Raw genomic sequence first — 26311 nt, 5'->3', positions numbered from 1 at the left:
GGCGGAACCCTCCGCCGTTGTTCTCTCCTGTTCGGGCCGGCAGCTGCACTGACTCCGGCCCCAACAGCAAAGGCCGACCTGGGTCGGCAAAAAAGTCCGGGCCGGCCGGATATCCGGCCGGCCCGGGTTTCGGGTCTTTGATTGTCCGGGCAGGGGGCCTTAGGCCTCCTCCACCCCGGCCACAAAGTAGTTCATGGAGCCGGTGATGACGCTGTCCTCCACGCTGGGGCCGCCGGCGGCAACGATCTCGTTGCCCGCATTGTCCACCAGGGCCTCGTCGGCCTGGTCCACGGACACGGTGCCGTCAGTGTTCACGTTGACGTGCAGCTTCACGCCGGAGAACACATCCCACTCGCCGGAGACGATCTTGGCCTTCACGGCCTCGATGGCGGCATCGGTGCCGGGGGCCACGGTGTCCTGGTTCAGGGGGGACACGTCCACAAAGTCCTGGGCCAGGCCGCCGTAGTAGGCACCGCCGCCCATCTTGGTGACGAACTGGGAGGCATCGCCGTTGCAGTCCATGGCGGCCTGGATGGCGGTGTGATAGTACACGTTCCAGTTCCAGATGGCGGCGGTCAGGTGGGCCTTGGGGGCGTCGGCGGTCATGTCGGAGTTATAGCCGCAGCCGAACACACCGGCATCCTGAGCGGCGATCTGGGGCTGGGCGGAGTCGCAGTGCTGGGAGATGACGCCGCAGTTATAGTTCTGGATCAGCTCCTTGGCAAAGGCGGACTCGTTCACCTCGTCGGCCCAGTCACCCAGTTCCTTCACATAGACCTTGGCGTTGGGGTTCACGGCCTGAGCGCCCAGGGTAAAGCCGTTGATGCCGGAGCAGGTCTCGGCGTACTCGGTGCCGAAGGCGGAGACATAGCCCAGGTTGTTGTTGCCCGTCTCCAGGCTCTTCAGACCGGCGGCCACACCGGCCAGATAGCGGGCCTGATAGATGCGGCCAAAGTAGTTGTTGAAGTTGGTATCGTTGCTCATATAGCCGGTGGCGTGGGAGAAGATCACGTCGGGATACTCCTGAGCCTTGTCAGCCATGGCCTGCATATAGCCGAAGGAGATGCCGAAGATGATGTTGCAGTCGGCGGCCACCAGGGTGTCCACGGCGCTGGCGATGCCGTCATAGTTGTTGTCGTGCACCTCGTCCACAATGACCAGCTGGCTGTCGGGGTCCAGGCCCAGTTCCTCCATGGCCTTGGTGATGCCGTTGTGGTGGGCGTAGGTATAGCCGGCGGTGTCGTTCTTGCTGTTGATGTAGATGGCACCAACCTTAAAGTCGGCGTTGGCAGCGGAACCGGCCTCGGAGCTGGCGGAGCCGGTGGAGCCGCTGGCGGCGGGGGTGCTGTTCCCGCCGCAGGCGGCCAGGGACAGGGTCATGGCGACGGCCATGACCATTGCAAGCAGTTTCTTCATGGGTGAATAATTCCTCCTTGATATTTTTGCGGTTTTTCTTTCTCGGGCAGAATGTTCTTCCGCCCTATCTTAAAGCCGGTCCCCCGGCCTTAATTCCAATTCAGTCGTCCACAAAGACCACGCCGGTCTCCTCGCTCATGGATTTTACCCGGGCCAGGGACTCCACCCGGATGCCCTGGGCCCGCAGCCGGTCGCCACCGGGCTGGAAGGCCTTCTCCACCACGATACCGGCACCCACCAGGGTGGCCCCCGCCTGGCGGACCAGGTCGATGAGGCCCTCCAGGGCCGCACCGTTGGCCAGAAAGTCGTCGATGATGAGTACCTTGTCCTCCGGCCCCAGGAACTTTTTAGAGACGATCACGTCATAGATCTTTCCGTGGGTGAAGGACTGCACCTTGGTGGCATACACTGCGCCGTCGATGTTCTTGCTCTGGCTCTTCTTGGCAAACACCACCGGGCAATGAAAAGACTGCGCCGTGACACAAGCGATCCCGATGCCCGAGGCCTCGATGGTCAATATCTTGTTCACGCCGCAGCCCTCGTACAGCCGCTTAAACTCCTTGCCGATCTCCTCAAAAAGGGCAACATCCATCTGGTGGTTCAGAAAACTGTCCACCTTCAAAACGTCGTTCCCCTTCACAGTGCCATCCTTGCGGATGCGCTGCTTCAACAGCTCCATAGTCCTGTTCCGCCCTTCCTCTTTAAAAAATGACAATGGCCCGGAAAAACGGGCCACGCGGATCATGTCGATACAGTGTTATTGTACAAGAAATTTTTTCGCCCTGCAATCCCTTTTTTTAATTTCTTTTCCCCCGCCGCCCTTCTTTTTTTCTCCCTCCCCCGGGCAGACAGGCCCAAACACCTAAATCGCAAGAAACGTCAGCGTTCTCCCCCGCTTTTCACACTTTCCACCGACTTTTCCACAAATTTATTTGCGGTTTTGATTTTCTAAGATTTCTGGTGAAAATGGCCGGGTTTTCCGGGGAAACGGGGTGGTTTTGATACGGGGGGTTGAATCTGATTTTAATATTGCGGGGTGTATTTGAAAATCGGCAGGTCACATCGCTCTCGTAGGGGCGGATGTGACGAACCTCGTCCGTAGGGGCCGCTGTCCCCAGCGGCCCGCCGGGGGCGGATGCACCCGCAAGGGGTACGCCGCATCCGTAAGGCAGCAAAGCTGCCAACGACGGCGCAGCCATGACGGATGAGGGGGACCACGGGGGTGCAGCCGTTATCGACGGGCGGACACGGAGGTCCGCCCCTACACCAGGTTACGATGGCTCTCGTAGGGGCGGACCTCTGTGTCCGCCCACGATGACCACCGCATTTTCGACGGAATCCTCCAGTCATCGCCTTGCGGCGATGCCAGCCCCCTTTCACAAGGGGGCCTATTGGTGCGGAACATCAGCCTCCCTTGTGAAAGGGAGGTGGCACGGCGAAGCCGTGACGGAAGGATTCTGTCCCTCGTCCCCCGCAGGGCGAAAACCACGTCCATTTTAACGTTAGCGCTACAAGCCCTTTGGCGTTCCCCTCATCCGGCCCTGCGGGCCACCTGCCCTATCCCTTTTGTCCCTGTGGGACATTTCCCCTTGACAAGGGGAATCGGCCCCAGGGGAAGGCAGAAAAACAGCCGCCTTTCGGCGGCTGTTTTTCGTGGAAAATTTTCAAACTCTCTCAGCCCAGCACGCCCCGGGTGCGCTGCTCTTTCCGCTCCTCCATTTTGGAAATGACCACGGCGCAGGCGGCGTCGCCGGTGATATTCACGGTGGTGCGGCCCATGTCAAAGATGCGGTCCACGCCCATGACCAGGCCGATGCCCTCCACGGGCAGGCCCACGCTCTCCAGCACCATGGCCAGCATGACCATGCCTGCACCGGGCACACCGGCGGTGCCGATGGAGGCCAGAGTGGCGGTGAGGACGATGGTGACCATCTGGCCCAGGGTCAGGTCGATGTTAAAGCAGGAGGCGATGAACACGGCGCACACGCCCTGGTAGATAGCGGTGCCGTCCATGTTGATGGTGGCCCCCAGGGGGATGACGAAGGAGGCGATCTCCTTTCTGGCCCCCAGCTTCTCGGCGCACTCCAGGGTGAAGGGCAGGGTGCCCACAGAGGAGGCGGAGGAGAAGGCCATCATCATGGCGGGGACCATCTCCCGGAAGAAGGTCACAGGGGAGATCCGGGCCAGGGCGGCCATGCTGAAGGAATAGACGGCCAGGGCGTGGATCACATAGCCGATATAGGCCACCAGCAGCACGGCGGCCAGGGCACCCAGGATCTTGGGGCCATTCTCCGCCACCACCGGGGCCAGCAGGCAGGCCACGCCCACAGGGGACAGGCGGATGATCAGGTCCATGACCTTCATGGACACCTCGTTAAAGCTGTCTACCACCTGGGCACACACCAGGCCCTTCTCCCCGGCGATGAGAATGCCCACGCCGAAGAGGATGGCGATGACAATGACCTGGAGCATGGAGGCCGAACGCATGGGTTCGATGATGTTGGCGGGGAAGATGTTCACCAGGGTGTCCATAAAGCTCACCGGATCGCCGGCGGTATACTCCCCGGAGGAGAGCTTATCCAGGGGCGGGAAGAAGCCCTTGCACAGGTTGGCCAGCACCAGGGCGATGATCACCGCTCCGGCGGTGGTGCACATGTAATAGACGATGGTTTTCACGCCCACCGAGCCCAGCTTTTTGATGTCCCCCATGGAGATGATGCCGGCGGTGATGGAAAACAGGACGATGGGCACCACAATGAACTTAATGAGGTTCAGAAAGATGGTGCCGAAGGGCTTGACGTAGGTCTTGGCAAAGTCCACGCCGCCGGGAATGGCCATCAGGGCCAGACCGGCCACGATGCCGACGACCAGGCCTACGAAAATCCAAAATGCAAGGGGCAGTTTCTTTGTGTTCATTTTCTTTCCTCCAATTTCTGGTGTTGTTCTCTCCACGTCGATTTCTTCTCTTTTTCTCTCCCATTATATCGGCATTTTTCCTCTTTTTCAAGATATTTTTCCCTCTGTTTCGGCGAAATTTCACATTTCCGTCCGGCTTTTTTCGGTTCTTTCTGTCCCGCTGCAGGAAAATTATTTCCCCGGCCCATATTTCGACGGTTTTAATTCCATGATATGGTAAACTATTCCTGACCATATCAGAACGAAAGCGGGGACCACCATGGGTTTTCTCACGAGAAAGGGGCTATATGACAGCGGGCGGGTGCTGTTTCTGCCTGTGGAGGATATTGCGCCCAATCCGGGCCAGCCCCGCACCCAGTTCTCCCAGCCCGAGCTGGAGGAGCTGGCCGGCTCCATCCGCTCTATGGGGCTGCTCCAGCCCCTCACGGTCCGCCGGGGAGAGCACGGCTGGGAGCTGGTGGCGGGGGAGCGCCGCCTGCGGGCGGCCAAGCTGGCGGGCCTGCAGCAGGTGCCCTGTCTGTCCGTTCAGGCCGACGGCCAGACCTCCTCCCTGTTCGCCCTGGTGGAAAATCTACAGCGCCGGGATCTGGACTTCTGGGAGGAGGCCCTGGCCCTGCGGCGGCTGCAGGAGGACTTTGCCCTGTCCCAGGAGGAGCTGGCCCGGCGGCTGGGCAAGAGCCAGTCGGCCATCGCCAACAAGCTGCGGCTCCTTAAGCTGCCTCAAGAGGTGCTGTCCTCCCTGCGGGACGCGGGCTGTACCGAGCGCCACGCCCGGGCCCTGCTCCGCCTGCCGGATGGGGAAGCGCAGCGCCGGACGGCGGACCGGGTCATCCGGGACAAGCTCACCGTGGCCCAGACGGAGGCCCTGGTGGAGTCTATGCTCCGCGCTCCGCCCCCCAAGAAGCGCCGCCCTGTGCTCATCGTCAAGGATGTGCGCCTGTTTCTCAACACCATCTCCCACAGTCTGGACGTGATGCGCTCGGCGGGTGTGGACGCCCAGTGCCAGCGCCAGGACGACCAGGATGCCATCACCCTCACCATCCGTATCCCCACGTCGCCCCGCCCTTAGTATTGTCAAACTCCGTTGATCACTTCCTCCATGATACTCCTTCTGGACCGCCTATCGGGCGGTCTTTTTTCGTTCCTTCCTGCGTACACATTGTATACAGCTTAGATGGTTTCTCGCATGTTTCACGTGAAACATGGCTGTTTTTTATGATCGTTCCGTTCCACGGCAAGAAAATCCCGTCTTTTTCCTGCCACAAGGTGAAAAAGCCGGGCAAAACGGTTGAAATGCCCGGCGGTGATTGTTATAATGGGATACTGCAAACGGCCTTATGTAAATACTCCCGGCAATGCCCTTCTGTTTATATAAGGTAGACCCTTTCCGAATTTAGGAGGCAAAACATGGCCAGAATCATCGCAGTGGTCAACCAAAAGGGCGGCGTGGGCAAAACCACCACCACCGTCAACCTGACAGCCACCCTCTGCGCCCAGGGAAAACGGGTGCTGCTGTGCGATTTCGACCCCCAGGCCAACGCCACCTCCGGCCTGGGCGTGGACAAAAACGGCGCTTCTCCCAACATCTACGACGTGCTCATCAACGGCGCAGATGTGGAGCGGGCGGTGGTATCCACCAAATACGGGGACGTGCTCCCCTCCAACAAGGCCCTGGCAGGGGCCGGCGTGGAGATGATCGGCATCGACCACCGGGAGACCCTGCTCAAGCAGGCCCTGGACATCCTCTCCCCCCGGTATGACTACATCCTCATCGACTGCCCCCCCTCCCTGGAGATGCTCACGGTGAACGCCCTGTGCGCCGCCGGCTCCCTTCTGGTGCCGGTGCAGTGTGAGTATTACGCCCTGGAGGGACTCAGCGACCTGCTGGCCACCGTCCGGCTGGTAAAGCGGAAGATGAACCCCGAGCTGGCTCTGGAGGGCGTGCTGCTGACCATGTTCGACAGCCGCACCAACCTGTCCCTCCAGGTGGCGGCGGAGGTGAAGCGCCACTTCCCCGGCCAGGTATACGCCACAGTGATCCCCCGGAACGTCCGCCTGTCCGAGGCCCCCAGCCACGGCAAACCCGTCACCGCATACGACCCCTTCTCCCGGGGGGCGGAGGCCTACACCGCCCTGGCCCAGGAGATGATCGCCATCCACGATAAGAATTAGGCAAAGCGATTATTAGCCAGCGTTTCTGTCATTGCGAGGAGGCCCAACGGGCCGACGCGGCAATCCGTAACCCACGTCCAGCAGCCTCCCTTGTTAAAGGGAGGTGGCACGGGCGCAGCCCGTGACGGAAGGATTCCGACCATAGGAAAGCTATCCTGGAAACGGAATCCCTCAGTCAGCTTCGCTGACAGCTAGCCCTATCCCTTTTGTCCCTTCGGGACATTTCCCCTTGATAAGGGGAATCGGCCTTTAACAAGGGGGCCAAGGGACGGGAGATACGGATTCCCACGTCGCTGCGCAGCCGTTGGCAGCTTTGCTGCCTTACGGATGCGGCGTACCCCTTGCGGGTGCTGCGCTCCTCGGAATGACACAATGCCAACATTTCAGTTGCTTATAAAAGAAATCGAGGTTTGATATGGCAAAACGAAAACTTGAGACCGGTCTGGGCCGGGGGCTGGATGCCCTGTTCGGCGACCCGGACCTGCCCGCCCAGGGGGAGGGCTCCGTCTCGCTGCCCATCTCCCAGGTGGAGCCCGGCCTGAATCAGCCGCGAAAGCGCTTTGACCCGGAGTCCCTGGCCGATCTGGCCGAGTCCATCCGGGTCCACGGGGTCATCCAGCCCCTGACGGTGCGGCGGCTGCCCTCGGGCTACTATCAGATCATCGCCGGCGAGCGGCGGTGGCGGGCAGCCAAGTCCGCCGGACTGGACCAGGTCCCCGCCGTCATCATCGAGGCGGACGACCGAAAGGTCATGGAGCTGGGTCTCATCGAAAACCTGCAGCGGGAGGACCTGAACCCCGTGGAGGAGGCCCAGGGCTATCAGGTGCTGATGGAGGAATACGGTCTGACCCAGGAGCAGGTGGCCCAGCGCATGGGCAAATCCCGCCCGGCCATCACCAACATGCTCCGCCTGCTGGCCCTGCCCCAGGACGTGCTGGCCCTGGTGGAGGAGGAACAGCTGTCCGCCGGACACGCCCGGGCCATCCTGGCCGCCCCCAGCGCCGACCTGCAGCGCCAGGCCGCAAAACAGGTGATGGAGCACCAGCTGTCCGTCCGCCAGACCGAGGCCCTGATCAAGGCCCTGCAAAAGGGGGAAAAACCCCCGAAAGAGCCCGAGCGCCCCGACCTGGCCCTCTATCTGGGCGAGGTGGAGAAGAGCCTGTCCAGCTCCCTGGGCCGGAAGGTCACCATCTCCCACAAGGGGAAAAAGGGCCGCATTCAGCTGGAGTATTACGACGACCAGGACTTAGAGAGCCTGCTGGCCCTGCTCCAGCAGCGTGACGGCGGGGAGGTGGAATCTCTGTGAGCGAAGAAAAGCAGCCCCTCTCCCCTACCCCGGAGGAATCTGACCGTAGGGGCGGATATCATCCACCCGAAGCCGATCCCCCTGCCCAGCAGCCGGAACCGGAGAAAAAGCCCGAGCACTCCCACAAGCACCGGCAGAAGTCGGTGTTCCAGTATATCACCATCCTGTTCGCCGCCGCCTTTGTCCTGCTGCTGTATACCTTTATGATGGAGCGCCGCCAGAACGACATCCTCCAGCAGCAGTCCAACGACAAGCTGAACCAGCTGCAGCAGCAGTCGGTCTCCGCCGTCCAGTCTCTGGACAACCTGTATCAGGAGAACGAATATCTGAAGCAGTCCATGGACCATCTGGAGACCCAGATATCCAACCTGGAACAGGAAAAGCAGCAGCTGGAGCAGGACCTGGCCGCATCCCAGGACACCGTGGAGTGGCAGCAGCGCTCGGCCCAGGCTCTGGACTGGTTCTGGCAGGTGGACGAGGCCTATGTCCGGGGCAAGTACGCCCTTTGCCGCACCCTGATGCGCCATCTGGAGGACACCGGCGACGGCGACCCCCTGAAGAACTACCTCCCCCAGGAGAGCGCCACCAAAAACGGCCGCTTCTCCCCCTATCACCGGTATGAGGAGATCTATCACGCCCTGCACTGATGGGCGAGATGTTTCACGTGAAACGTGAAGGCCCTCTCAGTCACGGCTGCGCCGTGCCAGGATCCCTATCCCTTTTGTCCCTTCAGGACATTTCCCCTTGATAAGGGGAATCGGCCCCCGCAGGGGGAGCCAAGGACGTTCTTTCGACACCGCTCTCTCTTGCCTCCCCCTTTGGGGGAGGTGCCCCCGCAGGGGGCGGAGAGGGCCGCCCGCCGATAACGAATGCACCACCGATGGTCCCCCTCATCCGCCCCTTCGGGGCACCTTCCCCCCAGGGTGGGGAAGGCTAAAACCGCCCCCCTAAAGCCTTCCCCTGGGGGAAGGTGGCATGGCGCAGCCATGACGGATGAGGGGAAGGGCGGCGAAAACTGAGCGGTTTCGACGAGAGCCTAAAAGGCCCTTCGGCGTTCCCCTCATCCGCCCCCTTCGGGGGCACCTTCCCCCAGGGGAAGGCTTTTTCCGCAGATTCTTAAACTTTATTATAATAAGGAGAAATCAACGATGCTGGATATGAAATTTGTCCGGGAGAATCCCGAAATCGTCAAGGAGAACATCAAGAAGAAGTTCCAGGACGCCAAGCTGCCCCTGGTGGACCAGGTGCTGGCTCTGGACGAGGAGAACCGTGCCGCAGTGAACGAGGCCAACGACCTGCGGGCCCAGCGCAACACCCTGTCCAAGCAGGTGGGCATGCTGATGGGCCAGGCCAAAAAGGACCCCAGCAAGCTGGCCGAGGCCGAGGCCGCCAAGGCCAAGGTGAAGGCCAGCGCCGACCGGCTGGCCGAGCTGGAGGCCAAGGAGACCGAGCTGGCCGCCCAGATCCGCCACATCATGCTCCAGATCCCCAATATCATCGACCCCTCCGTGCCCATCGGCCCCGACGACTCCGCCAACGTGGAGGTCCAGCGCTTCGGCGAGCCCGTCACCCCCGATTTTGAGATCCCCTACCACACCCAGATCATGGAGTCCTTCCACGGCATCGACATGGACGCCGCCGGCCGTGTCTCCGGCAACGGCTTCTACTACCTGATGGGCGACATCGCCCGGCTCCACGAGGCGGTGCTGGCCTATGCCCGTGACTTTATGATCAACAAGGGCTTTACCTTCTGCATCCCCCCCTTCATGATCCACGGCAACGTGGTGGAGGGCGTCATGTCCCAGACCGACATGGAGGCCATGATGTATAAGATCGAGGGCGAGGACCTGTACCTCATCGGCACCAGCGAGCACTCCATGATCGGCAAGTTCATCGACCAGATCATCCCCGAGGCCACCCTGCCCCAGACCCTCACCTCCTACTCCCCCTGCTTCCGCAAGGAGAAGGGCGCCCACGGCATCGAGGAGCGTGGCGTCTACCGTATCCACCAGTTCGAGAAGCAGGAGATGATCGTGGTCTGCAAGCCCGAGGACTCCATGAAGTGGTATGAGCAGATGTGGCAGTACTCCGTGGAGCTGTTCCGCAGCCTGGACATCCCCGTCCGCCAGCTGGAGTGCTGCTCCGGCGACCTGGCCGACCTGAAGGTAAAGTCCTGCGACATCGAGGCCTGGTCCCCCCGCCAGCAGAAGTATTTCGAGGTTTGCTCCTGCTCCAACCTGGGCGATGCCCAGGCCCGCCGCCTGAAGATGCGGGTGAAGGGCGAGGACGGCAAGATGTATCTGCCCCACACCCTGAACAACACCGTGGTGGCTCCCCCCCGGATGCTCATCGCCTTCCTGGAGAACAACCTCCAGGCCGACGGCTCCGTCACCATCCCCGAGGTGCTGTGGCCCTACATGGGCGGCACCCAGGTGCTGGTGCCCAAGAAGTAAGTTAGAAAGTAGGAGTTAGGAGGGATGAGTTGGGGAGGACGGATTGCCGCGTCGGTCCTTCGGACCTCCTCGCAATGACAGTAAATCGGTTTCGTGTCGAACCGACAGCCTTCAGATTTTTGTCATTGCGAGGAGCGCAGCGACGTGGCAATCCGTTCCCCACCCCACTCCACTCCCCTCCCCCGCTTTTCCCCATCTCCCGCTCCGAATGTGGAAAACTGCTCGCTCCATATCTTTCTGTAATATTTTCGGATATTATTACGGTTTGTTTTACCCTTCTCCAGCCGCTCACGCTGTCCCCGACCCTATCCTGGGTCATTTTGGCCTCTGAAAATGGCTCCAGAGCGGTCAAGCCCGGAAACCCTTGGGCCCCAACGGTTTCCGGGGGCGGGTCATGGGGGCGGAGCGCTTCCCTGTTTTTTCCGTGCGAAAAACAATGTTTTGATTGGAGATGATCCCTGCTATGAAAAAGTTTATCAACGAGTTCAAGACCTTCATCGCGCGGGGCAATGTGATGGACATGGCCGTCGGCGTGATCATCGGCGGCGCATTCAAGGCCATCGCCGACTCCCTTACCGCCGACATCATCATGCCCATCCTGGGCATCTTCACCAGCGAGGTGTCCTTTGCCGACCTGTCCGTCACCGTGGGCGGGGCAGTGATCACCTACGGCAACTTCATCAACGCCATTCTGAACTTCCTCATCATGGCCCTGGTGGTGTTCACCATGATCAAGGGCATCAACACCTTCCACGACAAGGCCGCCGCCCTGGCCAAGAAGAAGGAGGCGGAGACCCCTCCCCCCGAGCCCTCCGCCGAGGAGAAGCTGCTCACCGAGATCCGTGACCTGCTGAAGGAGCAGAACAAGTAAGCCGCCCGCCGGAAAGGAGGCCCTATGGCCAAACCCAATCAAACCCGACCCGACCCCAACCAGCAGCCTGACCACCGGGAGGAGCAGCCGGAGTATATCCCCGCCTCCCCGGTGAAGCGCACCATGGCCTGGATCGGCATCGTGTATATGGTCATCCTGCTGTGTCTGGCCACCTTCTATTTTTACACCGGCAGAATGCTGGGCAACCTGGCCCCCCTGCTCACCGTGCCCGGGCTCATTGGCCTGGGGGCGCTGATCCTGGTCAGCTGGCGCTCCACCGGCCACCCCCGCCGGGGGCTGGCCTTTGGACTGAGCCTGCTGTGCTTCTGTCTGGCCGCCTTCACCCTGCCCATCGGCCTTTTGGGTCTGATGAGCAATTTTTGAGGTTATACTATGAAAGAACTGATCTCCTCCGGCCTGGAGGCCCTGGGGCTGACCGGCTCCGTCCCTCCTGATGCCGCAGAAAAGCTGGCGGAATACGGCCGCCTGCTGCTGGAAAAAAACCAGGTGATGAACCTCACCGCCATTCGGGACGAGGCGGGGGTGGCCCGGCTGCACATGCTGGACTGCGCCGCCCTGCTCCCCTGCACCGACTTCTCTCAGGCCCGCACCCTGCTGGACGTGGGCACCGGGGCGGGCTTTCCCGGCCTGCCCCTGAAGATCCTGCTGCCCCAGTTGGATGTGACATTGCTGGACAGCCTGAACAAGCGGGTGGACTGGCTGAACGAGGTCTCCGCCCAGCTGGAGCTGACCGGTGTCCGGGCCATCCAGGGCCGGGCGGAGGAAAGGGCCCTGGACAAGTCCATGCGGGACTCCTTCGACCTGGTCACCGCCCGTGCCGTAGCCGACCTGCGGCTGTTGGCGGAGCTGTGCCTGCCCTTTGTCAAGGTGGGGGGCCGCTTCCTGGCCATGAAGTCGGTGGACAGCGACCAGGAGCTGGACCAGGCCGCCCACGCCATCAAGCTGCTGGGGGGCCGGGTGCGGGATGTGAAGGACTACGCCATCCCCGGCACAGAGGTCACACACCGGCTGGTCATTGTGGAAAAAGTGGCCTCCACGTTAAAGGGCTACCCCCGCCGGTGGGCCAAGATCCAAAAGGCCCCTCTGTAACGGGGGATTTTGTCCACATTTCTCCTCTTTTTTGTGGAAAGTTCCACGGACTTTTCGCCTTTCCCCCGGCATTCGACAAATTTTTGTCCCAAAACCATTGACGCAAAACAGATTTGTGATACACTTTTAAGTGGTGTGATAGGAGGTTTTTCATGGGTATCGTCATCGCCGTGGCTTCCGGGAAGGGAGGCACGGGCAAAACCTCCGTCACCGGCGGCGTAGCCGCCGCCCTGGCCATGGCCGGGCAGCGGGTACTGTGTATCGACATGGACATCGGTCTGCGGAATCTGGACATCTCCCTGGGTCTGAGCGACCGGGCCCTGATGGACTTTGCCGATGTGGCCCTGGGCCGATGCACCCTGTCCCGGGCTGCCGTGCACCACCCGGACCTGAAGGAGCTGTCGCTCCTCACCGCCCCCATGGCCCTCCCCCCCAGTCTTAGCCCCTATCGGGTGCGCTCCATGCTCTCCGCCGCCCGGACGCTGTATGACTACGTCCTCATCGACGCCCCCGCCGGTCTGGGGCCCGGCTTTCAATATGCCGTGTGCGGGGCGGACCGGGCCTTAGTCGTGGCCACCAACGACGCCTCCTCCCTGCGGGACGCCCAGCGGGTGGTGGCCGAGCTGGACTGGCTGCCCCAGGTCCACCTGGTGATGAACCGCATCCAGCCCAAGCTGCTGCGCAAGCTGCGCACCACCATCGACGATGCCATGAACACCGCCGGCCTGCCTCTGATCGGGGTCATCCCCGAGGACGCCCAGGTCATGCTGTGTGCCAACCGGGGCATCCCCCTCACCAGCCAGGGCCGCAAGGGTGCGGCCATGGCCTGCCGGAACATCGCCTGGCGGCTGATGGGCCGCCGTATCCCCATCATGCGCATCCGCTGACCCCGCATCACGCCGTCTATCACGATCAAGGAGGTTTCGCCACCATGAATATCGCCATTATGAGCCACACAAAAAAACAAGACCTGATGGTGCAGTTCTGTACCGCCTACTGCGGGGTGCTGTCCAAGCATTCCGTCTGCGCCACCAACGCCACTGGGCGGATGGTAGCCGATGCCACCGGCCTGCCCGTCCACCTGTTCCTGTCCCACGAGCACGGGGGCATCGAGCAGATTGGCCAGCGCATCATCTATAACGAGATCGACATGGTCCTGTTCTTCAACTCCCCCCTGGACAACGAGATGGACAAGGACGTGCTGTATATCTCCCGCCTGTGCGACCAGCACTCCGTGCCTATGGCCACCAACGTGGCCACTGCCGAGCTGCTCATCCACGGCCTGGCCCGGGGCGACCTGGACTGGCGGGAGGTCATGAACCCCAACCGGGTGCCCTTTGCGCTGTAAGCTGAGCTTTTGCGGATCGTCCGGGCGGCCAAAGGCCGCCCCTACAGACATTTAATGCACCCTGTGTAGGGGCGGATATCATCCGCCCGTGATACCTGGTCTGTTAACGGCGGGCGGATAATATCCGCCCCTACAGGTATCATTGCCGGACCGTGTGGTAAAATGTCAACATCCCCCACCGTAGGGGCAGCCTTTGGCCGCCCGCGGTAACTGTTGCGCCAACGGCGGGCGGACACGGAGGTCCGCCCCTACGGCGTGTTTTCGATCTCTCTTGTAGGGGCGGACCTCCGTGTCCGCCCGTTTCCTCTGCTTTCAATTTATAATCTACTGTATTAAAGTCACTTTTTGCCCTGATTCCCTTGACTTTTTTCTCATTTCGAGTTAGGATACCACCATCCACCGCAATGACGGCGCATGAGTAAGCGAAACACCCCCCGACAGAGAGCGGCCCCTTGGTTGAGAGGGCCGCAGGGGAAGGAGCCGCCCAAGACAGCGCCAGCAGCGGACCTGGAGACAGGTGCGGTTTTTCCCTTCCGCACAAAAAGGGCCAAAGGGACGCATTCTGCGTCTGAAATTGGGTGGCACCACGAAGCGGTTTTCGCTCTCGTCCCAATCCAGGGGGACGTAGAGCGCATTTTTTTACCTCTTCCCCGTCCACATCCATTCTGAAAGGAGCTGTTTTTGATGTTCCGGCCCCAAAAGCTTCCCCATGCCCGCCGGGGATACGGCCAGTATCACAAGCACCACCTTCCCCCCAGGGAAGGATCATTGTAATGCCGGGCCCATTGTGCCCACGGGAAAAACACCAAAATACAACTTCATGACAGAAAGGATTTTTGACTTATGAGTAAGGTTCAGCCCCGGACCCTGTCCGGCTTTATGGAATTGATGCCCGCCCGCCAGATCCAGTTCGACCGCATGATGGCCGTTCTGCGCGAGTCCTACTCCCTGTACGGCTTCACCCCCCTGGATACCCCCATCATCGAGGCCAGCGAGGTTCTGCTGGCCAAGGGCGGCGGCGAGACGGAGAAGCAGATCTACCGCTTTCAGAAGGGCGACTCCGACCTGTCCCTGCGCTTTGACCTGACCGTTCCCCTGGCCAAGTATGTGGCCCAGTACAGCGGTCAGCTGGCCTTCCCCTTCCGCCGCTTCCAGATCGGCAAGGTATACCGGGGCGAGCGGGCCCAGCGGGGCCGCTTCCGGGAGTTCTATCAGGCTGATATCGACATCATCGGCGACGGCAAGCTGGACATCTCCAACGACGCCGAGATCCCCGCCATCATCTACCGCACCTTCACCGCTCTGGGCCTGAAGCGCTTCCAGATCCGGGTGAACAACCGAAAGATCCTCAACGGCTTTTATGCCATGCTGGACCTGACCCACGAGTCCGGGGCCATCATGCGCACCGTGGACAAGCTGGACAAGATCGGCGCAGCCCAGGTGAAGGAGCTGCTGATGGCCGAGGAGATCGGCCTGAACGCCGAGCAGGCCGGAGAGATCATGCGCTTTATCGCCATCGACGGCTCCAACGCAGAGGTCCTTCAGGCCCTGGAGGGCTACCGCGGCCGTCACCCCCTGTTTGACGAGGGCCTGGACGAGCTGACCACCGTGGCCCGCTATCTGGCCGCCTTCGGCGTGCCCGAGGACCACTTCAAGGTGGACCTGACCATCGCCCGGGGCCTGGACTACTACACCGGCACCGTGTATGAGACGACGATGCTGGATCACCCGGAGATCGGCTCCATCTGCTCCGGCGGACGGTTTGACAACCTGGCCGAGTACTACACCGACAAAAAGCTGCCCGGCGTGGGCATCTCCATCGGCCTGACCCGCCTGTTCTTCGTGCTGGAGGACCAGGGCTATCTCAACGACCAGCTGAACACCGCCCCCGCCGACGCGCTCATCCTGCCCATGACCGAGGACCTGAGCGCCGCCATCGCCCTGGCCACCCAGCTGCGCAGCGCCGGGGTGCGCACCCAGCTGTATGGCGAGCAGAAGAAATTCAAGCAGAAGATGTCCTATGCCGACAAGCTGGGCGTCCCCTATGTGATCTTCCTGGGCGAGGAGGAGATCGCCTCCGGCGTGGCCGCCGTAAAGAACATGCGCACCGGCGAACAGGTAAAGGTCTCCCCCGACGAGGCCGTCAATCTCATCCAGGCCGGCCTGGAGCTGCTGAACCAGGGCACCCCCATCGTTGACAAGGAGTAAGTTCATCCGCCGCCCCATCCCCCGGATGGGGCGGGGATTTTCTTGACTCTATGTTATATATCCACTTAATAATACGATTCGGAGTTGAAATTTCATGGATAATCTTCAGAATTTCCACCGCAGCCACTACTGCGGCGACCTGCGTCTGGCCGACGCAGGCAAGACCGTGTCCCTGTGCGGCTGGGTCCAGCGGCAGCGGGACCTGGGCGGTCTGATCTTTGTGGACCTGCGGGACCGCACCGGCCTGGTCCAGCTGTCCTTTGACGACAGCACTGCCAAGGACATCTTCGACAAGGCCGCCTCCCTGCGCTCGGAGTATGTGGTGGCCGCCACCGGCCTGGTGCGGGAGCGCGAGTCCAAGACCGACAAGATCGCCACCGGCGACATCGAGGTCTATGTCACCCAGCTGCGCCTGCTGGCCAAGGCGGACACCCCTCCCTTTGAGATCGTGGAGCACTCCAAGGCCAACGACATGCTGCGCCTGAAATACCGCTATCTGGACCTGCGCCGCCCGGAGATGCAGCAGGCCATCGCCACCCGTCACAAGATCACCAAGATCGCCCGGGACTACTTCGACGAGAACGGCTTTTTAGAGATCGAGACCCCCATCCTCACCAAGTCCACCCCCGAGGGGGCCCGGGACTATCTGGTGCCCAGCCGTGTCCACCCCGGCAAGTTCTATGCCCTGCCCCAGTCCCCCCAGCAGTATAAGCAGCTGCTGATGCTCTCCGGCTTCGACCGCTATTTCCAGATCGCCCGGTGCTTCCGGGACGAGGACCTGCGGGCCGACCGTCAGCCCGAGTTCACCCAGATCGACCTGGAGATGTCCTTCCTCAACGAGGACGAGATCATGACCATCCAGGAGGGCTTCCTCAAGCGGGTGTTCAAAGAGGTCCTGGACGTGGACGTGCAGACCCCCTTCCAGCGGATGCCCTGGCGGGAGGCCATGGACCGCTTCGGCTCTGACAAGCCCGACCTGCGCTTCGGCTTTGAGCTGAAGGACATCAGCGACCTTGTGAAGGACTGCGGTTTCAAGGTCTTCTCCGGCCCCGTGGCCGCCGGCGGCAGCGTGCGCCTCATTAACATCCAGGGCGGCGCAGCTGCCTTCCCCCGGAAGAAGATCGACAAGCTGGGCGAGTTCGTCAAGACCTACAAGGCCAAGGGCCTGGCCTGGACCCGCCTGCACGAGGGCAGCACCACCTCCTCCTATGCCAAGTTCCTCACCGAGGAGGAGAACGCCGCCATTCTGGAGCGGGCCGGCGCCAAGGACGGGGATCTGGTCCTCATCGTGGGCGACGAGAAGAACACCGTGGTGTGGGCCGCCCTGGGCGCCCTGCGCTGCGAGATCGCCAAGCAGCTGGACATTCTGGACCCCAAGGACTTCCGCTTCCTGTGGGTCACCGAGTTCCCCATGTTCGAGTGGTCCGAGGAGGAGAACCGCTACATGGCCATGCACCACCCCTTCACCGCCCCCATGGTGGAGGACGAGGACAAGATCCTCACCGACAAGGCCAACTGCCGTGCCCGTGCCTATGACATCGTGCTCAACGGCGTGGAGCTGGGCGGCGGCTCCATCCGCATCAACACCCCCGAGATGCAGGAGAAGGCCTTCCAGGCCCTGGGCATCAGCGAGGAGGACATTCAGGAGCGCTTTGGCCACCTGGTCAACGCCTTCAAGTTCGGCGCGCCCCCCCACGGCGGCCTGGCCTATGGCCTGGACCGGCTGTGCATGCTTATGGCCGGTGCCCCCTCCATCCGGGATGTCATCGCCTTCCCCAAGGTGCAGAACGCCTCTGACCTGATGATGGCCTGCCCCGACGTGGTGGACGACAAGCAGCTGGACGACCTGTCCATCGCCGTCACCCGCATGGAGCAGAGCGACCCCGAGGCCGAGCAGTAAGTTCAAAAACAGACCCCATTCGCCGGGGCGGGACCGTCCCGCTCCGGTATTTTTTCGCCCGCACAACGCCTTCCCCTGGGGGAAGGTGGCACGGCGCAGCCGTGACGGATGAGGGGAACGCCATCGACATTTGAGCGCTCCCGACGGAACAGCTATAGCCTTCGCCCCGCAGGGGAGAAGGTGGCATGGCCGCAGGCCATGCCGGATGAGGGGGATTTGCGGGGGTGCACCCGTTATCGACGGGCCGCTGGGGACAGCGGCCCCTACGAAATCTATCGTAACCCTGCGTAGGGGCGGCTATTAGCCGCCCGCCCTCTCAGTCACGGCTTCGCCGTGCCAGCTCCCCCAAAGGGGGAGCCAAGAACACGCCTTCGACACTGCCCCTCCGCCTTCCCCTGGGGGAAGGTGGCACGGCGTTAGCCGTGACGGATGAGGGGAAGGCCATCGACATTTGAGCGCTCCCGACAGAGCGGTTATAGCCTTCGCCCCGCAGGGGAGAAGGTGGCATGGCCGCAGGCCATGCCGGATGAGGGGGATTTGCGGGGGTGCACCCGTTATCGACGGGCCGCTGGGGACAGCGGCCCCTACGAAATCTATCGTAACCCGGCGTAGGGGCGGATGTCCCCATCCGCCCGTTCGATGGCCATTGCACCCAACGAAATTCACCCTCATCCGGCCCTTCGGGCCACCTTCCCCCTGGCAGGGGGAAGGCTAAATACGTTCCCACGCAACCTCTCAAAACTCTTCGGCATTCCCCTCATCCGCCCCAGTGTGCCCACTGGGGCACCTTCCCCCAGGGGAAAAGGCCAACTCCTAACTCATCCCTCCTAACTCCTAACTCCTAACTCATCACTCACCGAGGTGTTACTTATGAAACTGGTTCAATTTTGGCACGACAGCACTCCCGCCCTTGGCCTTCAGACCCCCCAGGGCATCGTGGACGTGCAGGCGGAGGCCGCCCGGCGGGGGGTGTCCGCTCCGGCGGACATGGCCCAGGCCATCGCCCTGGGGGACGAGGGGCTCTCTCAGCTCGCTCCCCTGGCGGAAGCCGCCCGGTGCTTTACCAGCGCCCCTCTGGCCCCGGTGGTCACCCAGACCGGGCGCATCCTGTGCATCGGCCTGAACTATCGCCGGCACGCCAAGGAGTGCGGTCTGCCCCTGCCCCCGGCTCCCGTGCCCTTCTGCAAGTTCTCCAATGCCCTGGCCGCCCACGGGGAGGCCGTGAAGCTGCTGCCCGACTATAAGGAGTATGACTATGAGGCGGAGCTGGTGGCCGTCATGGGCCGCCCCGCCCGGGACGTTTCCGTGGACGAGGCCCTGGACTATGTCTACGGCTATACCTGCGGCGACGACCTGTCCACCCGGGACCTGCAGTTTGCCCGGGGCGGCCAGTGGCTGCTGTCCAAGACCTTCGACGGCTTTGCCCCCATCGGCCCCTGCCTGGTCCCCGCCAGGGAGCTGGACCCCACCGCCCTGGACATCTCCAGCCAGGTGAACGGCCAGACCCGGCAGAGCTCCAACACCGGAGACATGATCTTCTCCGTGGCGCAGATCATCGCCGACCTGTCCCGCCACTTCACCCTGATGCCCGGGGACCTGATCTTCACCGGCACCCCCCAGGGGGTCATGCAGGGCTACCCCGCCGACCGGAAGGACTGGCTCAAGCCCGGGGACCGGGTGTCCGTGACCATCCAGAGCATCGGCACCCTGGAAAACACCTTCGTGTGATGCTGGACGGCGTGATCATCGGGGGCATCGCCTTTGCCCTCATCGGTCTGTTCCACCCCATCGTCATCTGGAGTGAATACCACTTCTCCAGCCGGTGCTGGCCCGCCTTCCTCCTGGCCGGACTGGCCCTGCTGGCTGCTTCTCTCTTCGTCCGGCAGACCATCCCCTCCGCCGCCCTGGGCGTGGCAGGGATGAGTTGCCTGTGGAGCATTCTGGAGCTGAAGGAACAGGAAAAGCGGGTAGCCCGGGGCTGGTTTCCAAAAAAAGAGCGCAAAAAATCGACGTGAGAACACTCACGCCGATTTTTTGCGTTAAGACAGGATCAGCATCAGCACCGGGATGGTGAGAAAGCAGCCCAGCATGGACAGGCAGGCCCCGGTGGCGGCATACTCCTCGTCGGCCCCATAGGCCCCGGCCATCACCGTGATCTGGCTGACCACGGGCAGGGCGGACTCCACGATGAACACCCGCATGGCAAGGCCGGACACGCCCCCCAGCGTGCAGAACGCTGCGCAGATCAAAGGGGAGATGATAAGCCGGATGATCAGCATTGTCGGCATGCCCCGGAGAAAGCGCAGGTTTTTCAGCCCCACCTCATAGACGATATAGCCGCAGTAGATGAGGGCCAGGGGGGTGACGCTGCCGCTGATCTGGCTGGCAAAGCGCATCACCAGCTCCGGCGGGCGCAGCCCCAGCACCAGCAGCACAATGGACACGGCCATGCCCACGATGGGGGGCTTGCGCAGCATGTCCAGCATCCGGTGAGCCAGGCTGCCCCCCTTCCCCGGCTGGCTGCCCGCCCGCTCGATGAGCACCACGGCCAGAGACTGGGTGAAGATGGTGTTGGACAGGTAATAGACCATCACATAGGGGACGCACACCTCCCCAAACAGCTGGGTACACAGGGGCAGCCCCACAAACAGCACGTTGGACAGCCCCGCCATGGGCACGAACACGCCCCACCGGGACCGGGGCAGCTGCAGCAGGGTGGCCGCCAGGGCGCTCAGCGCCAGGGTGAGCACGATGCCCCCCACGGTGAACACCATCATCTGCCCCGCCCGGGCCAGGTCCTCGTGCTTGAGATTGTTCAGCAGACCCACCAGACAGTTGCAGGGCACGGCGATGTTCACTACAAAGCGGCTGAGGAACTTCTTCTCCCCGCCGCCCATCCAGCCGGACACGCCCAGAAAATAGCCCACGGCCATCAGGGAAAACAACAAAAACACGGCGGACACCGCATTGAAAAATTCCGCCATCGGGACCCTTCTCTCTTTTCCAGTTTTACAAAAACAGCGGGCGGCCTGTGGCCGCCCGCCGTCGGCGTACAAAGCGTTCCGGGCGGATGGGGACATCCGCCCCTACGGAATGCGACGGACCTCGTCCGCAGGGGCCGCTGTCCCCAGCGGCCCGCCGGGGGCGGATGCATCCATGGGGGTCCCCCTCATCCGTCATGGGCTTACGCCCATGCCACCTTCCCCCCTGCGTGGGGAAGGCTATATTCGTTCTGATGCGAGGGCTCACAGCCCTTCGGCCTTCCCCTCATCCGTCACGGCTAACGCCGTGCCACCTTCCCCCAGGGGAAGGCTTGGGACGTGGGGACGGGCGGATGGGGACATCCGCCCCTACGGAATGCGACGAACCTTGTCCGTAGGGGCCGCTGTCCTCAGCGGCCCGCCGGGGGAGCCACGGGCGCATTCTCGATAGCGGTTCTCACTTGCCTCCCCCTTTGGGGGAGGTGCCCCCGCAGGGGGCGGAGAGGGCCTTCCGCTTACTCCTCCCCCGGCTTTCCTCCGGGGGCTCCGGCGGGGCCATTGCCCCGGCCGGGACGGCGGCGGCGGCGGCGGGGGCGGTTGGCACCCCCCTCCCGGTCGGGGCCGGGCTGATTCTCTCTCCGCTCCTGCTGGAAAGGCTGCTGCCGGGGCTCGCCGCTGCCCTCCTGGGGGCGGCGGGGCGGGCGGCGGCGGAACTCGGGCTTTTTGCCCTCGCCGGACGGCTCCTGGCGGGGAGGCCGCTGGTCCTGACGGGGCTGGCCCTGGTTCTTATCCTGACTCTGGGCCTGGTCCTCCCCCTGGGGGCGGGGGCGGCGGGGACGGCTGCGCCGGGGCTTGGCGGGGCGTTCCTCCCCCTGGTCGGGGGCGGGCTCCGGCTGACGCAGCTCCTTGGCCGGACGGCCTGGGAAGGCGTTCTCCAGGGCCACGGTGAGGGCGTCGACTTCCTTCTTGGCCTGGTCCTCCTCGGCGGAACGGCGGAGCTTGGCCAGCTCCTCTAACGGAGGCTGGACATAGTCGTCAGGCCGCTTGCCCTTGCCGCTGCGGATGACGCACAGCTCGCAGTTGTGATAGCACTTGGGGCTTTCGGGGGCGCTGTCCAGCCGGACCTGCACCGTCTGCCGCAGCAGGTTCACGCTGGACACGGTGCCCGCCCCGTCGGGGGTCTCTACAAAGGATTCCTGCTTGGGGGCGTGCTTGACCAGATCCTCGTAGGCATCCTGCTCATACTTCAGGCAGCACATCAGCCGCCCGCAGGCCCCGGAAATTTTGGTGGGGTTCAGCGACAGGTTCTGGGTCTTGGCCATTTTGATGGACACGGGCTGGAACTCGTCCAAAAACTGGGCGCAGCAGAAGGGCCGGCCGCAGATGCCCAGGCCGCCCAGCATCCGGGCCTCGTCCCGCACGCCGATCTGCCGCAGCTCGATGCGGGCGTGGATGGTCCCGGCCAGATCCTTCACCAGGGCCCGGAAGTCCACCCGCCCGTCGGAGGTGAAGAAGAACAGGACCTTGTTCCCCTCGAAGCTATACTCCGCCTCCACCAGCTTCATGTCCAGCCCGTGCTGGGCGATCTTCTCCTGGCAGATGGCGAAGGCCTTTTTCTCCTTCTCCTTGTTCCGCTCCAGGGTCAGCTTGTCCTCCTGGGTGGCCTTGCGCACCACCGGGCGCAGGGGGGCCATCAGCTCGATCTCGTCGATCATGGAATTTCCGTGGGTACACAGGCCGTATTCCGTGCCCCGGGTGGTGTCTACAATGACCCCGTCCCCCACCTGGAACTGCTGGCCGTCGGGATTGAAATAATACTGCTTGCCGCCCTCTTTAAAGCGGACGCTGATGATCTCTACCATTGCCTTCTCCTTTGGTCCGATCTTAAAAACAAAATATCGATTGAAAATCTGCCGGATCGGGGCCGGAGCCCCCTTTTTCCGGTGCGGTTCGTTCAGGAAAACATCCCTGCGCACAGCCACCCGGCCAGCTGGCCCGGGTTGGCGTTGAGTTTGGCTGCCCGGCGCAGGGCGGCCACAAGCTCCATGCCCTTCACCAGCCGGCGGCGGTCTGAGGCCGCCACGCACCGGCGGCCTAAATTTTCCTCCAGGGCCTCCAGCATGGGCAGCAGGCTATCTTTCCGGTCCAGGGCCATGGAGGCCTGGAACAGCTCCAGCTCGCCGCCCCGCTCTATGGCCTCTGCCAGCGTCTCTACGGCGCTTTGCCATTCCGGGGTGCTGCTACCCTCCAGCAGGGCCACCGCCCGGCCCAGCACGCCCTGACAGCTGAAAGCGGCCTGTTCCCGCTCCTCCTCCGTTTTTCCCGGGAAGCGGACGGCGAGATACCTGCGGCAGTCGGCCAGGGGCACGGGGGAGAGCTCCAGCTCCTCGCACCGGGAGCGCACCGTCTCCAGCACGCCGGAGCCGTTTTCCGCCAGCAGCAGAAAGGCGGCGTAGTCCGGCCCCTCCTCCAGCAGCTTGAGCATGGCGTTCTGGGCGGAGGCGTTCATCTGGTCGGCCCCCTCCAGCACATAGACCTTCCGCTGCCCCTCGTTGGGGCGGACGTAGGCATCGGAGCGGAGGGAGCGCACCTGGTCCACGGCGATGGGTTTCTCCCCGCCGGAAATCATATTCACGTCTGGGTGTACGCCGGCGAGCACCTTTTTGCAGGGCGGGCACCTATGGCAGGGGCGCTGTCCCGCCGGTGCGGTGCAGACCATGGCGGCAGAGAGCTCCGTGGCCAGGGTGTGCCGCCCGGAGCCTTTTGGCCCGGCGATGAGATAGGCGTGGGAGAGGCCCCGGCCCTCCTCCCGCTGGGACAGCTGCTGCTTTAAGCGCCCGTTCCCCGCCAAAGCAGGAAAGTCCATGGTCTCACCCCTGTTTCTCTTAGAATTTTAGAAATGCTTCTATCGTTTGTCATTCCGAGGAGCGTAAGCGACGTGGGAATCCGTAACCCCCGTCCCTTGGCCCCCTTGTCAAAGGCCGATTCCCCTTACCAAGGGGAAATGTCCCGAAGGGACAAAAGGGATAGGGCTAGCTGGCAGCGAAGCTGACTGAGGGATTCCTTTCTTAGGTCAGCTTTCTGGTAGTCGGAATCCTTCCGTCACGGGCTGCGCCCGTGCCACCTCCCTTTGACAAGGGAGGCTGTTGGACGAAGATACGGATTGCCGCGTCGGGGCTTTGCCCCTCCTCGCAATGACAGAAAACATGCCGTTACGCTTTCACCACGGCCACGTTGGGGCTATTATACCCTATTTGGGCGAAATAAGAAAGTTCTTTTTTCCCGATCCGCTCCCCCGGGGCCACCACGGGGATGCCGGGGGGATAGGGGGCCAGCTGTCCGGCGGCCACCCGGCCCAGACAGTCGGCTAAAGGCAGGGTCTCCACGGGGGCGAACAGGGCCTGTCTGGGGGAGAGCACCCGCTCCGGGGCGGGGGGTGCAGGCAGGGGCGGACAGGGACCCATCTCCCCCTCCAGGGCCGATAGCGCCCCCTCCAGCCGGTCCAGATCCTCCTCCCGGTCCTGGGCCGAGCAGATGAACACCACATGCCCCCCGTCCTCCATCTCGGGATAGATGCCCATTCCCTCCAGCGCCCGGGCAAAGGCGGGGCCGTTTTTCACCTTCACGGTGAGCCGGGCGGGGTCCCAAGGCAAACGATCCCCCACGCTGGGAAAGCGGCGGCGGAGCCCGGCTACCCGTCGGGCTGCCCGTTCATACTCCTGCCGCCCCGGCCCCAGCATCCAATCCCGGGCCGCGTCCAGGCTGGCCATCATGGGATAGGAGGGGCTGGAGCTGCCGTACAGGCTGGCCCGGCGGCGGACCAGCTCCGGGTCCACTCCCCGGGTAAAAAGCAGGGCGGACTGGCCCATGGCGGGCAGGGTCTTGTGGGCGGAGACCACCACCCCGTCCGCTCCGGCAAAGGCGTCGATCCCCAAAAAGGGCAGGTGGGCTCCATGGGCTCCGTCCACCAGCAGCCGGGCCCCGTGGGCGTGAGCCACTTGGGCGATGGCGGGAATATCCGACAACGCTCCGGCATATGTGGGTGACGTTATACATATCGTTTTGATCTCCGGGGCTTTTTTCAGGGCCGCCTCCACCTGCTCCGGCCCGAAGGGGCCCACCAGATTTTCCTCCGCCAGCCAGGGCCGGGGGAGATAGACGGGATCTAAGTCCAGCAGGGCCAGGGCGTTGAAGGCGGAGCGGTGGCAGCCCCGGTCCAGCAGCACCCGGCTGCCCGGGGGGCAGAACAGGGTCAGCCCGGTGAGCACCCCCATGGTGGAGCCGCCGGTGAGGAACTGGCAGTGGTCAAAGCCGAAGACCTGGGCCCACAGGGCCTGGGCAGAGTCGAACGGCTCCCCCGCCTCGTACAGGTTCCCCGTTCCCGGGATCTCGGTCACGTCCAGAGGGGCCAGGGGGACCAGCTCCGGCAGGGGCAGCCAGCGGCCCTTGTGGCCGGGCATGTGGAACCGGGCCGTCCGCCGGGCGGCATAGTCTTTCAGGGCGTCATAAAGGGGCGTGGACATGATGAAACCTCCTGACAAAAAGGCGGCGGGAGGAAGTTCCTCCCGCCGCCAAAAGCCTCGCAGAATCAAATTTTTACTTCTGCCCCGGGGCGTAGGCCACCACGGTGCGGCGGTTGGGCTCCACGCCGGTGGAGTAGGTGGTCACGTTGGGGTAGTCCTGCAGGGCGGTGTGGATGACGTGGCGCTCGTAGGCGTTCATGGCCTCCAGGGTCATGTTCTTGCGATACTTGACCACTTTTCCGGCCACTTTCACTGCCAGGCGCTGGAGGGACTCCTCCCGCTTGGCCCGATAGCCCTCGGCATCCACGTGGATACGCACCCGCTTGGACTGGCCGTGGTTGACGGCATAGTTGGTCAGCTGCTGGATGGCATCCAGAGTCTCCCCCCGGCGGCCGATGATGGCGCCCAGGTTCTGGCCCTGGAGGACGATCTGATAGCCGCCGTCGTCAGCGGCAAAGATCTCGGGGGTGGCCTCCACCTCCAGCCGCTCCAGCAGGCCGGTGAGGAAGGTGCCGATCTTCTGGGCCTTCTCGTCGTTGGCGCTGGCGGGGGTCAGGGTGACCTCCTTGTGGACATGGACGGGCTTCTCCCCGCCGATGAGCACCTCGTCCCCCTCCTGCAGCTGGTTCTGGGCGGGGCGAGGGCGGCGCTGCTCCCGGCGCTGGGGCCGGGCGGACTTAGAGGCGGGCTTCCAGGCCGTCTTGGCGGTGAGGATGGTCTCCTCCTCCACAGGCTGGGCGGGTGTCTCCTCCTGCGCCTTGGGGGCGGCCTTCTCCTCGGCCTTGGGGGCCCGGACGGGCTGGGGCTTGGGTGCCTGGGGCTTTTTGACCTCGGGCTTTTTCTCCTCCTTCTTGGGGGCGGAGGGCCGGGCCACATCCCGCAGCTCCTGGAAGGGGTCCTTCATGGGCTTGGGGCTGCCGCCCTCCTGGTCCACCTCGTAGCTGACGCGGACCTTGGCGGGGTTGCCGCCGAAGCCCAGGAAACCGGACTTGGCCCGCTCGATGACTTCGATGGACACATCATCCCGCTCCAGTCCCAGCTGGAACAGGGCGGCGGAGATGGCATCCTCCTCAGACCGTCCGGTGGTCTCGATCCATTTCACCATGG

General features: G+C 63.1%; 22 protein-coding genes. 14 read left to right on the top strand and 8 right to left on the bottom strand.

The window, feature by feature from the left end; genetic code table 11:
* Positions 1 to 159 precede the first annotated feature (159 nt).
* The 3 genes from H8S55_RS08420 to H8S55_RS08410 all read right to left on the bottom strand — a co-directional run bounded on the left by H8S55_RS08420 (position 160) and on the right by H8S55_RS08410 (position 4332).
* Positions 160 to 1416 carry a BMP family ABC transporter substrate-binding protein gene (locus H8S55_RS08420; RefSeq protein WP_186878616.1) on the bottom strand — a complete coding sequence of 419 codons (1257 nt, stop codon included), beginning with the start codon at positions 1414 to 1416 and terminating at the stop codon, positions 160 to 162.
* 100 nt (positions 1417 to 1516) lie between these two features.
* Complete coding sequence (locus H8S55_RS08415; protein WP_147563937.1) at positions 1517 to 2095, bottom strand: xanthine phosphoribosyltransferase; 579 nt, start codon at positions 2093 to 2095, stop codon at positions 1517 to 1519.
* 995 nt (positions 2096 to 3090) lie between these two features.
* Complete coding sequence (locus tag H8S55_RS08410; RefSeq protein WP_186878615.1) at positions 3091 to 4332, bottom strand: dicarboxylate/amino acid:cation symporter; 1242 nt, start codon at positions 4330 to 4332, stop codon at positions 3091 to 3093.
* A 259-nt stretch (positions 4333 to 4591) separates the two neighbouring features.
* On the opposite strand from H8S55_RS08410, the gene H8S55_RS08405 reads away from it, so the two are divergent.
* The 14 genes from H8S55_RS08405 (at position 4592) to H8S55_RS08340 (ending at position 19715) form a co-directional block, all read left to right on the top strand.
* Positions 4592 to 5401, top strand: a complete 810-nt coding sequence (locus tag H8S55_RS08405) for a ParB/RepB/Spo0J family partition protein (RefSeq protein ID WP_186878614.1) — start codon at positions 4592 to 4594, stop codon at positions 5399 to 5401.
* Positions 5402 to 5739: 338 nt separating this feature from the next.
* Positions 5740 to 6504, top strand: a complete 765-nt coding sequence (locus tag H8S55_RS08400) for a ParA family protein (protein WP_186878613.1) — start codon at positions 5740 to 5742, stop codon at positions 6502 to 6504.
* Positions 6505 to 6919: 415 nt separating this feature from the next.
* Positions 6920 to 7810, top strand: coding sequence for a ParB/RepB/Spo0J family partition protein (locus tag H8S55_RS08395; protein ID WP_186878612.1), 891 nt, complete (start codon positions 6920 to 6922; stop codon positions 7808 to 7810).
* Entirely contained in the window at positions 7807 to 8457 is a 651-nt protein-coding gene (locus H8S55_RS08390; RefSeq protein WP_147563858.1) for a hypothetical protein, read from the top strand. Before H8S55_RS08395 ends, H8S55_RS08390 begins: the two co-directional genes overlap by 4 nt.
* 501 nt (positions 8458 to 8958) lie before the next feature.
* A complete protein-coding gene (gene serS, locus H8S55_RS08385; RefSeq protein WP_186878611.1) occupies positions 8959 to 10263 on the top strand; it encodes a serine--tRNA ligase in 1305 nt (434 codons plus the stop codon).
* 463 nt (positions 10264 to 10726) lie between these two features.
* On the top strand, positions 10727 to 11134 hold the full coding sequence (gene mscL / locus H8S55_RS08380; protein ID WP_186878610.1) for a large-conductance mechanosensitive channel protein MscL: 408 nt from the start codon (positions 10727 to 10729) through the stop codon (positions 11132 to 11134).
* 24 nt (positions 11135 to 11158) lie between these two features.
* Positions 11159 to 11518, top strand: a complete 360-nt coding sequence (locus H8S55_RS08375; protein WP_186878609.1) for a hypothetical protein — start codon at positions 11159 to 11161, stop codon at positions 11516 to 11518.
* A 9-nt stretch (positions 11519 to 11527) separates the two neighbouring features.
* Entirely contained in the window at positions 11528 to 12244 is a 717-nt protein-coding gene (gene rsmG / locus H8S55_RS08370) for a 16S rRNA (guanine(527)-N(7))-methyltransferase RsmG (protein WP_186878608.1), read from the top strand.
* Between the two features lie 152 nt (positions 12245 to 12396).
* Entirely contained in the window at positions 12397 to 13131 is a 735-nt protein-coding gene (locus H8S55_RS08365; RefSeq protein ID WP_186878607.1) for a nucleotide-binding protein, read from the top strand.
* Between the two features lie 44 nt (positions 13132 to 13175).
* Complete coding sequence (locus H8S55_RS08360; protein WP_147563852.1) at positions 13176 to 13592, top strand: methylglyoxal synthase; 417 nt, start codon at positions 13176 to 13178, stop codon at positions 13590 to 13592.
* Positions 13593 to 14435: 843 nt separating this feature from the next.
* A complete protein-coding gene (gene hisS, locus H8S55_RS08355; protein ID WP_186878606.1) occupies positions 14436 to 15800 on the top strand; it encodes a histidine--tRNA ligase in 1365 nt (454 codons plus the stop codon).
* A gap of 94 nt (positions 15801 to 15894) precedes the next feature.
* Positions 15895 to 17700: an aspartate--tRNA ligase gene (gene aspS, locus H8S55_RS08350; protein WP_186878605.1), complete on the top strand. Its 1806-nt coding sequence runs from the start codon at positions 15895 to 15897 to the stop codon at positions 17698 to 17700.
* An 870-nt stretch (positions 17701 to 18570) separates the two neighbouring features.
* Complete coding sequence (locus H8S55_RS08345) at positions 18571 to 19428, top strand: fumarylacetoacetate hydrolase family protein (protein ID WP_186878604.1); 858 nt, start codon at positions 18571 to 18573, stop codon at positions 19426 to 19428.
* The gene (locus H8S55_RS08340) at positions 19428 to 19715 is read left to right on the top strand and encodes a DUF4491 family protein (RefSeq protein WP_207721819.1); all 288 of its coding nucleotides are present in this window, start codon (positions 19428 to 19430) and stop codon (positions 19713 to 19715) included. Before H8S55_RS08345 ends, H8S55_RS08340 begins: the two co-directional genes overlap by 1 nt.
* Positions 19716 to 19739: 24 nt before the next feature.
* Here H8S55_RS08340 and H8S55_RS08335 read toward each other — a convergent pair whose 3' ends face one another.
* From H8S55_RS08335 to jag, 5 genes are all read right to left on the bottom strand, one after another.
* Entirely contained in the window at positions 19740 to 20684 is a 945-nt protein-coding gene (locus H8S55_RS08335) for an AEC family transporter (RefSeq protein WP_186878602.1), read from the bottom strand.
* A 512-nt stretch (positions 20685 to 21196) separates the two neighbouring features.
* Complete coding sequence (locus H8S55_RS08330) at positions 21197 to 22543, bottom strand: PSP1 domain-containing protein (RefSeq protein ID WP_186878601.1); 1347 nt, start codon at positions 22541 to 22543, stop codon at positions 21197 to 21199.
* A 92-nt stretch (positions 22544 to 22635) separates the two neighbouring features.
* Entirely contained in the window at positions 22636 to 23547 is a 912-nt protein-coding gene (locus H8S55_RS08325) for a DNA polymerase III delta subunit-related protein (protein ID WP_186878600.1), read from the bottom strand.
* Between the two features lie 346 nt (positions 23548 to 23893).
* On the bottom strand, positions 23894 to 25204 hold the full coding sequence (locus H8S55_RS14350) for an aminotransferase class I/II-fold pyridoxal phosphate-dependent enzyme (RefSeq protein ID WP_186878599.1): 1311 nt from the start codon (positions 25202 to 25204) through the stop codon (positions 23894 to 23896).
* Between the two features lie 73 nt (positions 25205 to 25277).
* On the bottom strand, positions 25278 to 26309 hold the full coding sequence (jag, locus tag H8S55_RS08315) for an RNA-binding cell elongation regulator Jag/EloR (protein ID WP_186878598.1): 1032 nt from the start codon (positions 26307 to 26309) through the stop codon (positions 25278 to 25280).
* Positions 26310 to 26311: the final 2 nt, after the last annotated feature.

The sequence above is a fragment of the Flintibacter faecis genome, from assembly GCF_014287875.1.
In the GTDB taxonomy this organism is placed as follows: Bacteria; Bacillota; Clostridia; order Oscillospirales; family Oscillospiraceae; genus Lawsonibacter; species Lawsonibacter faecis_A.
Note: the sequence above shows the minus strand (reverse complement) of the source record. Positions and strands in the feature narration are given on the sequence as shown.

What these genes read in the sequence shown, in the direction of transcription:
- H8S55_RS08420 (WP_186878616.1), bottom strand. Translation starts at nt 1,416, where the DNA reads ATGAAGAAACTGCTTGCAATGGTCATGGCCGTCGCCATGACCCTGTCC.
- H8S55_RS08415 (WP_147563937.1), bottom strand. Translation starts at nt 2,095, where the DNA reads ATGGAGCTGTTGAAGCAGCGCATCCGCAAGGATGGCACTGTGAAGGGG.
- H8S55_RS08410 (WP_186878615.1), bottom strand. Translation starts at nt 4,332, where the DNA reads ATGAACACAAAGAAACTGCCCCTTGCATTTTGGATTTTCGTAGGCCTG.
- H8S55_RS08405 (WP_186878614.1), top strand. Translation starts at nt 4,592, where the DNA reads ATGGGTTTTCTCACGAGAAAGGGGCTATATGACAGCGGGCGGGTGCTG.
- H8S55_RS08400 (WP_186878613.1), top strand. Translation starts at nt 5,740, where the DNA reads ATGGCCAGAATCATCGCAGTGGTCAACCAAAAGGGCGGCGTGGGCAAA.
- H8S55_RS08395 (WP_186878612.1), top strand. Translation starts at nt 6,920, where the DNA reads ATGGCAAAACGAAAACTTGAGACCGGTCTGGGCCGGGGGCTGGATGCC.
- serS (WP_186878611.1), top strand. Translation starts at nt 8,959, where the DNA reads ATGCTGGATATGAAATTTGTCCGGGAGAATCCCGAAATCGTCAAGGAG.
- mscL (WP_186878610.1), top strand. Translation starts at nt 10,727, where the DNA reads ATGAAAAAGTTTATCAACGAGTTCAAGACCTTCATCGCGCGGGGCAAT.
- H8S55_RS08375 (WP_186878609.1), top strand. Translation starts at nt 11,159, where the DNA reads ATGGCCAAACCCAATCAAACCCGACCCGACCCCAACCAGCAGCCTGAC.
- rsmG (WP_186878608.1), top strand. Translation starts at nt 11,528, where the DNA reads ATGAAAGAACTGATCTCCTCCGGCCTGGAGGCCCTGGGGCTGACCGGC.
- H8S55_RS08365 (WP_186878607.1), top strand. Translation starts at nt 12,397, where the DNA reads ATGGGTATCGTCATCGCCGTGGCTTCCGGGAAGGGAGGCACGGGCAAA.
- H8S55_RS08360 (WP_147563852.1), top strand. Translation starts at nt 13,176, where the DNA reads ATGAATATCGCCATTATGAGCCACACAAAAAAACAAGACCTGATGGTG.
- hisS (WP_186878606.1), top strand. Translation starts at nt 14,436, where the DNA reads ATGAGTAAGGTTCAGCCCCGGACCCTGTCCGGCTTTATGGAATTGATG.
- aspS (WP_186878605.1), top strand. Translation starts at nt 15,895, where the DNA reads ATGGATAATCTTCAGAATTTCCACCGCAGCCACTACTGCGGCGACCTG.
- H8S55_RS08345 (WP_186878604.1), top strand. Translation starts at nt 18,571, where the DNA reads ATGAAACTGGTTCAATTTTGGCACGACAGCACTCCCGCCCTTGGCCTT.
- H8S55_RS08340 (WP_207721819.1), top strand. Translation starts at nt 19,428, where the DNA reads ATGCTGGACGGCGTGATCATCGGGGGCATCGCCTTTGCCCTCATCGGT.
- H8S55_RS08335 (WP_186878602.1), bottom strand. Translation starts at nt 20,684, where the DNA reads ATGGCGGAATTTTTCAATGCGGTGTCCGCCGTGTTTTTGTTGTTTTCC.
- H8S55_RS08330 (WP_186878601.1), bottom strand. Translation starts at nt 22,543, where the DNA reads ATGGTAGAGATCATCAGCGTCCGCTTTAAAGAGGGCGGCAAGCAGTAT.
- H8S55_RS08325 (WP_186878600.1), bottom strand. Translation starts at nt 23,547, where the DNA reads ATGGACTTTCCTGCTTTGGCGGGGAACGGGCGCTTAAAGCAGCAGCTG.
- H8S55_RS14350 (WP_186878599.1), bottom strand. Translation starts at nt 25,204, where the DNA reads ATGTCCACGCCCCTTTATGACGCCCTGAAAGACTATGCCGCCCGGCGG.
- jag (WP_186878598.1), bottom strand. Translation starts at nt 26,309, where the DNA reads ATGGTGAAATGGATCGAGACCACCGGACGGTCTGAGGAGGATGCCATC.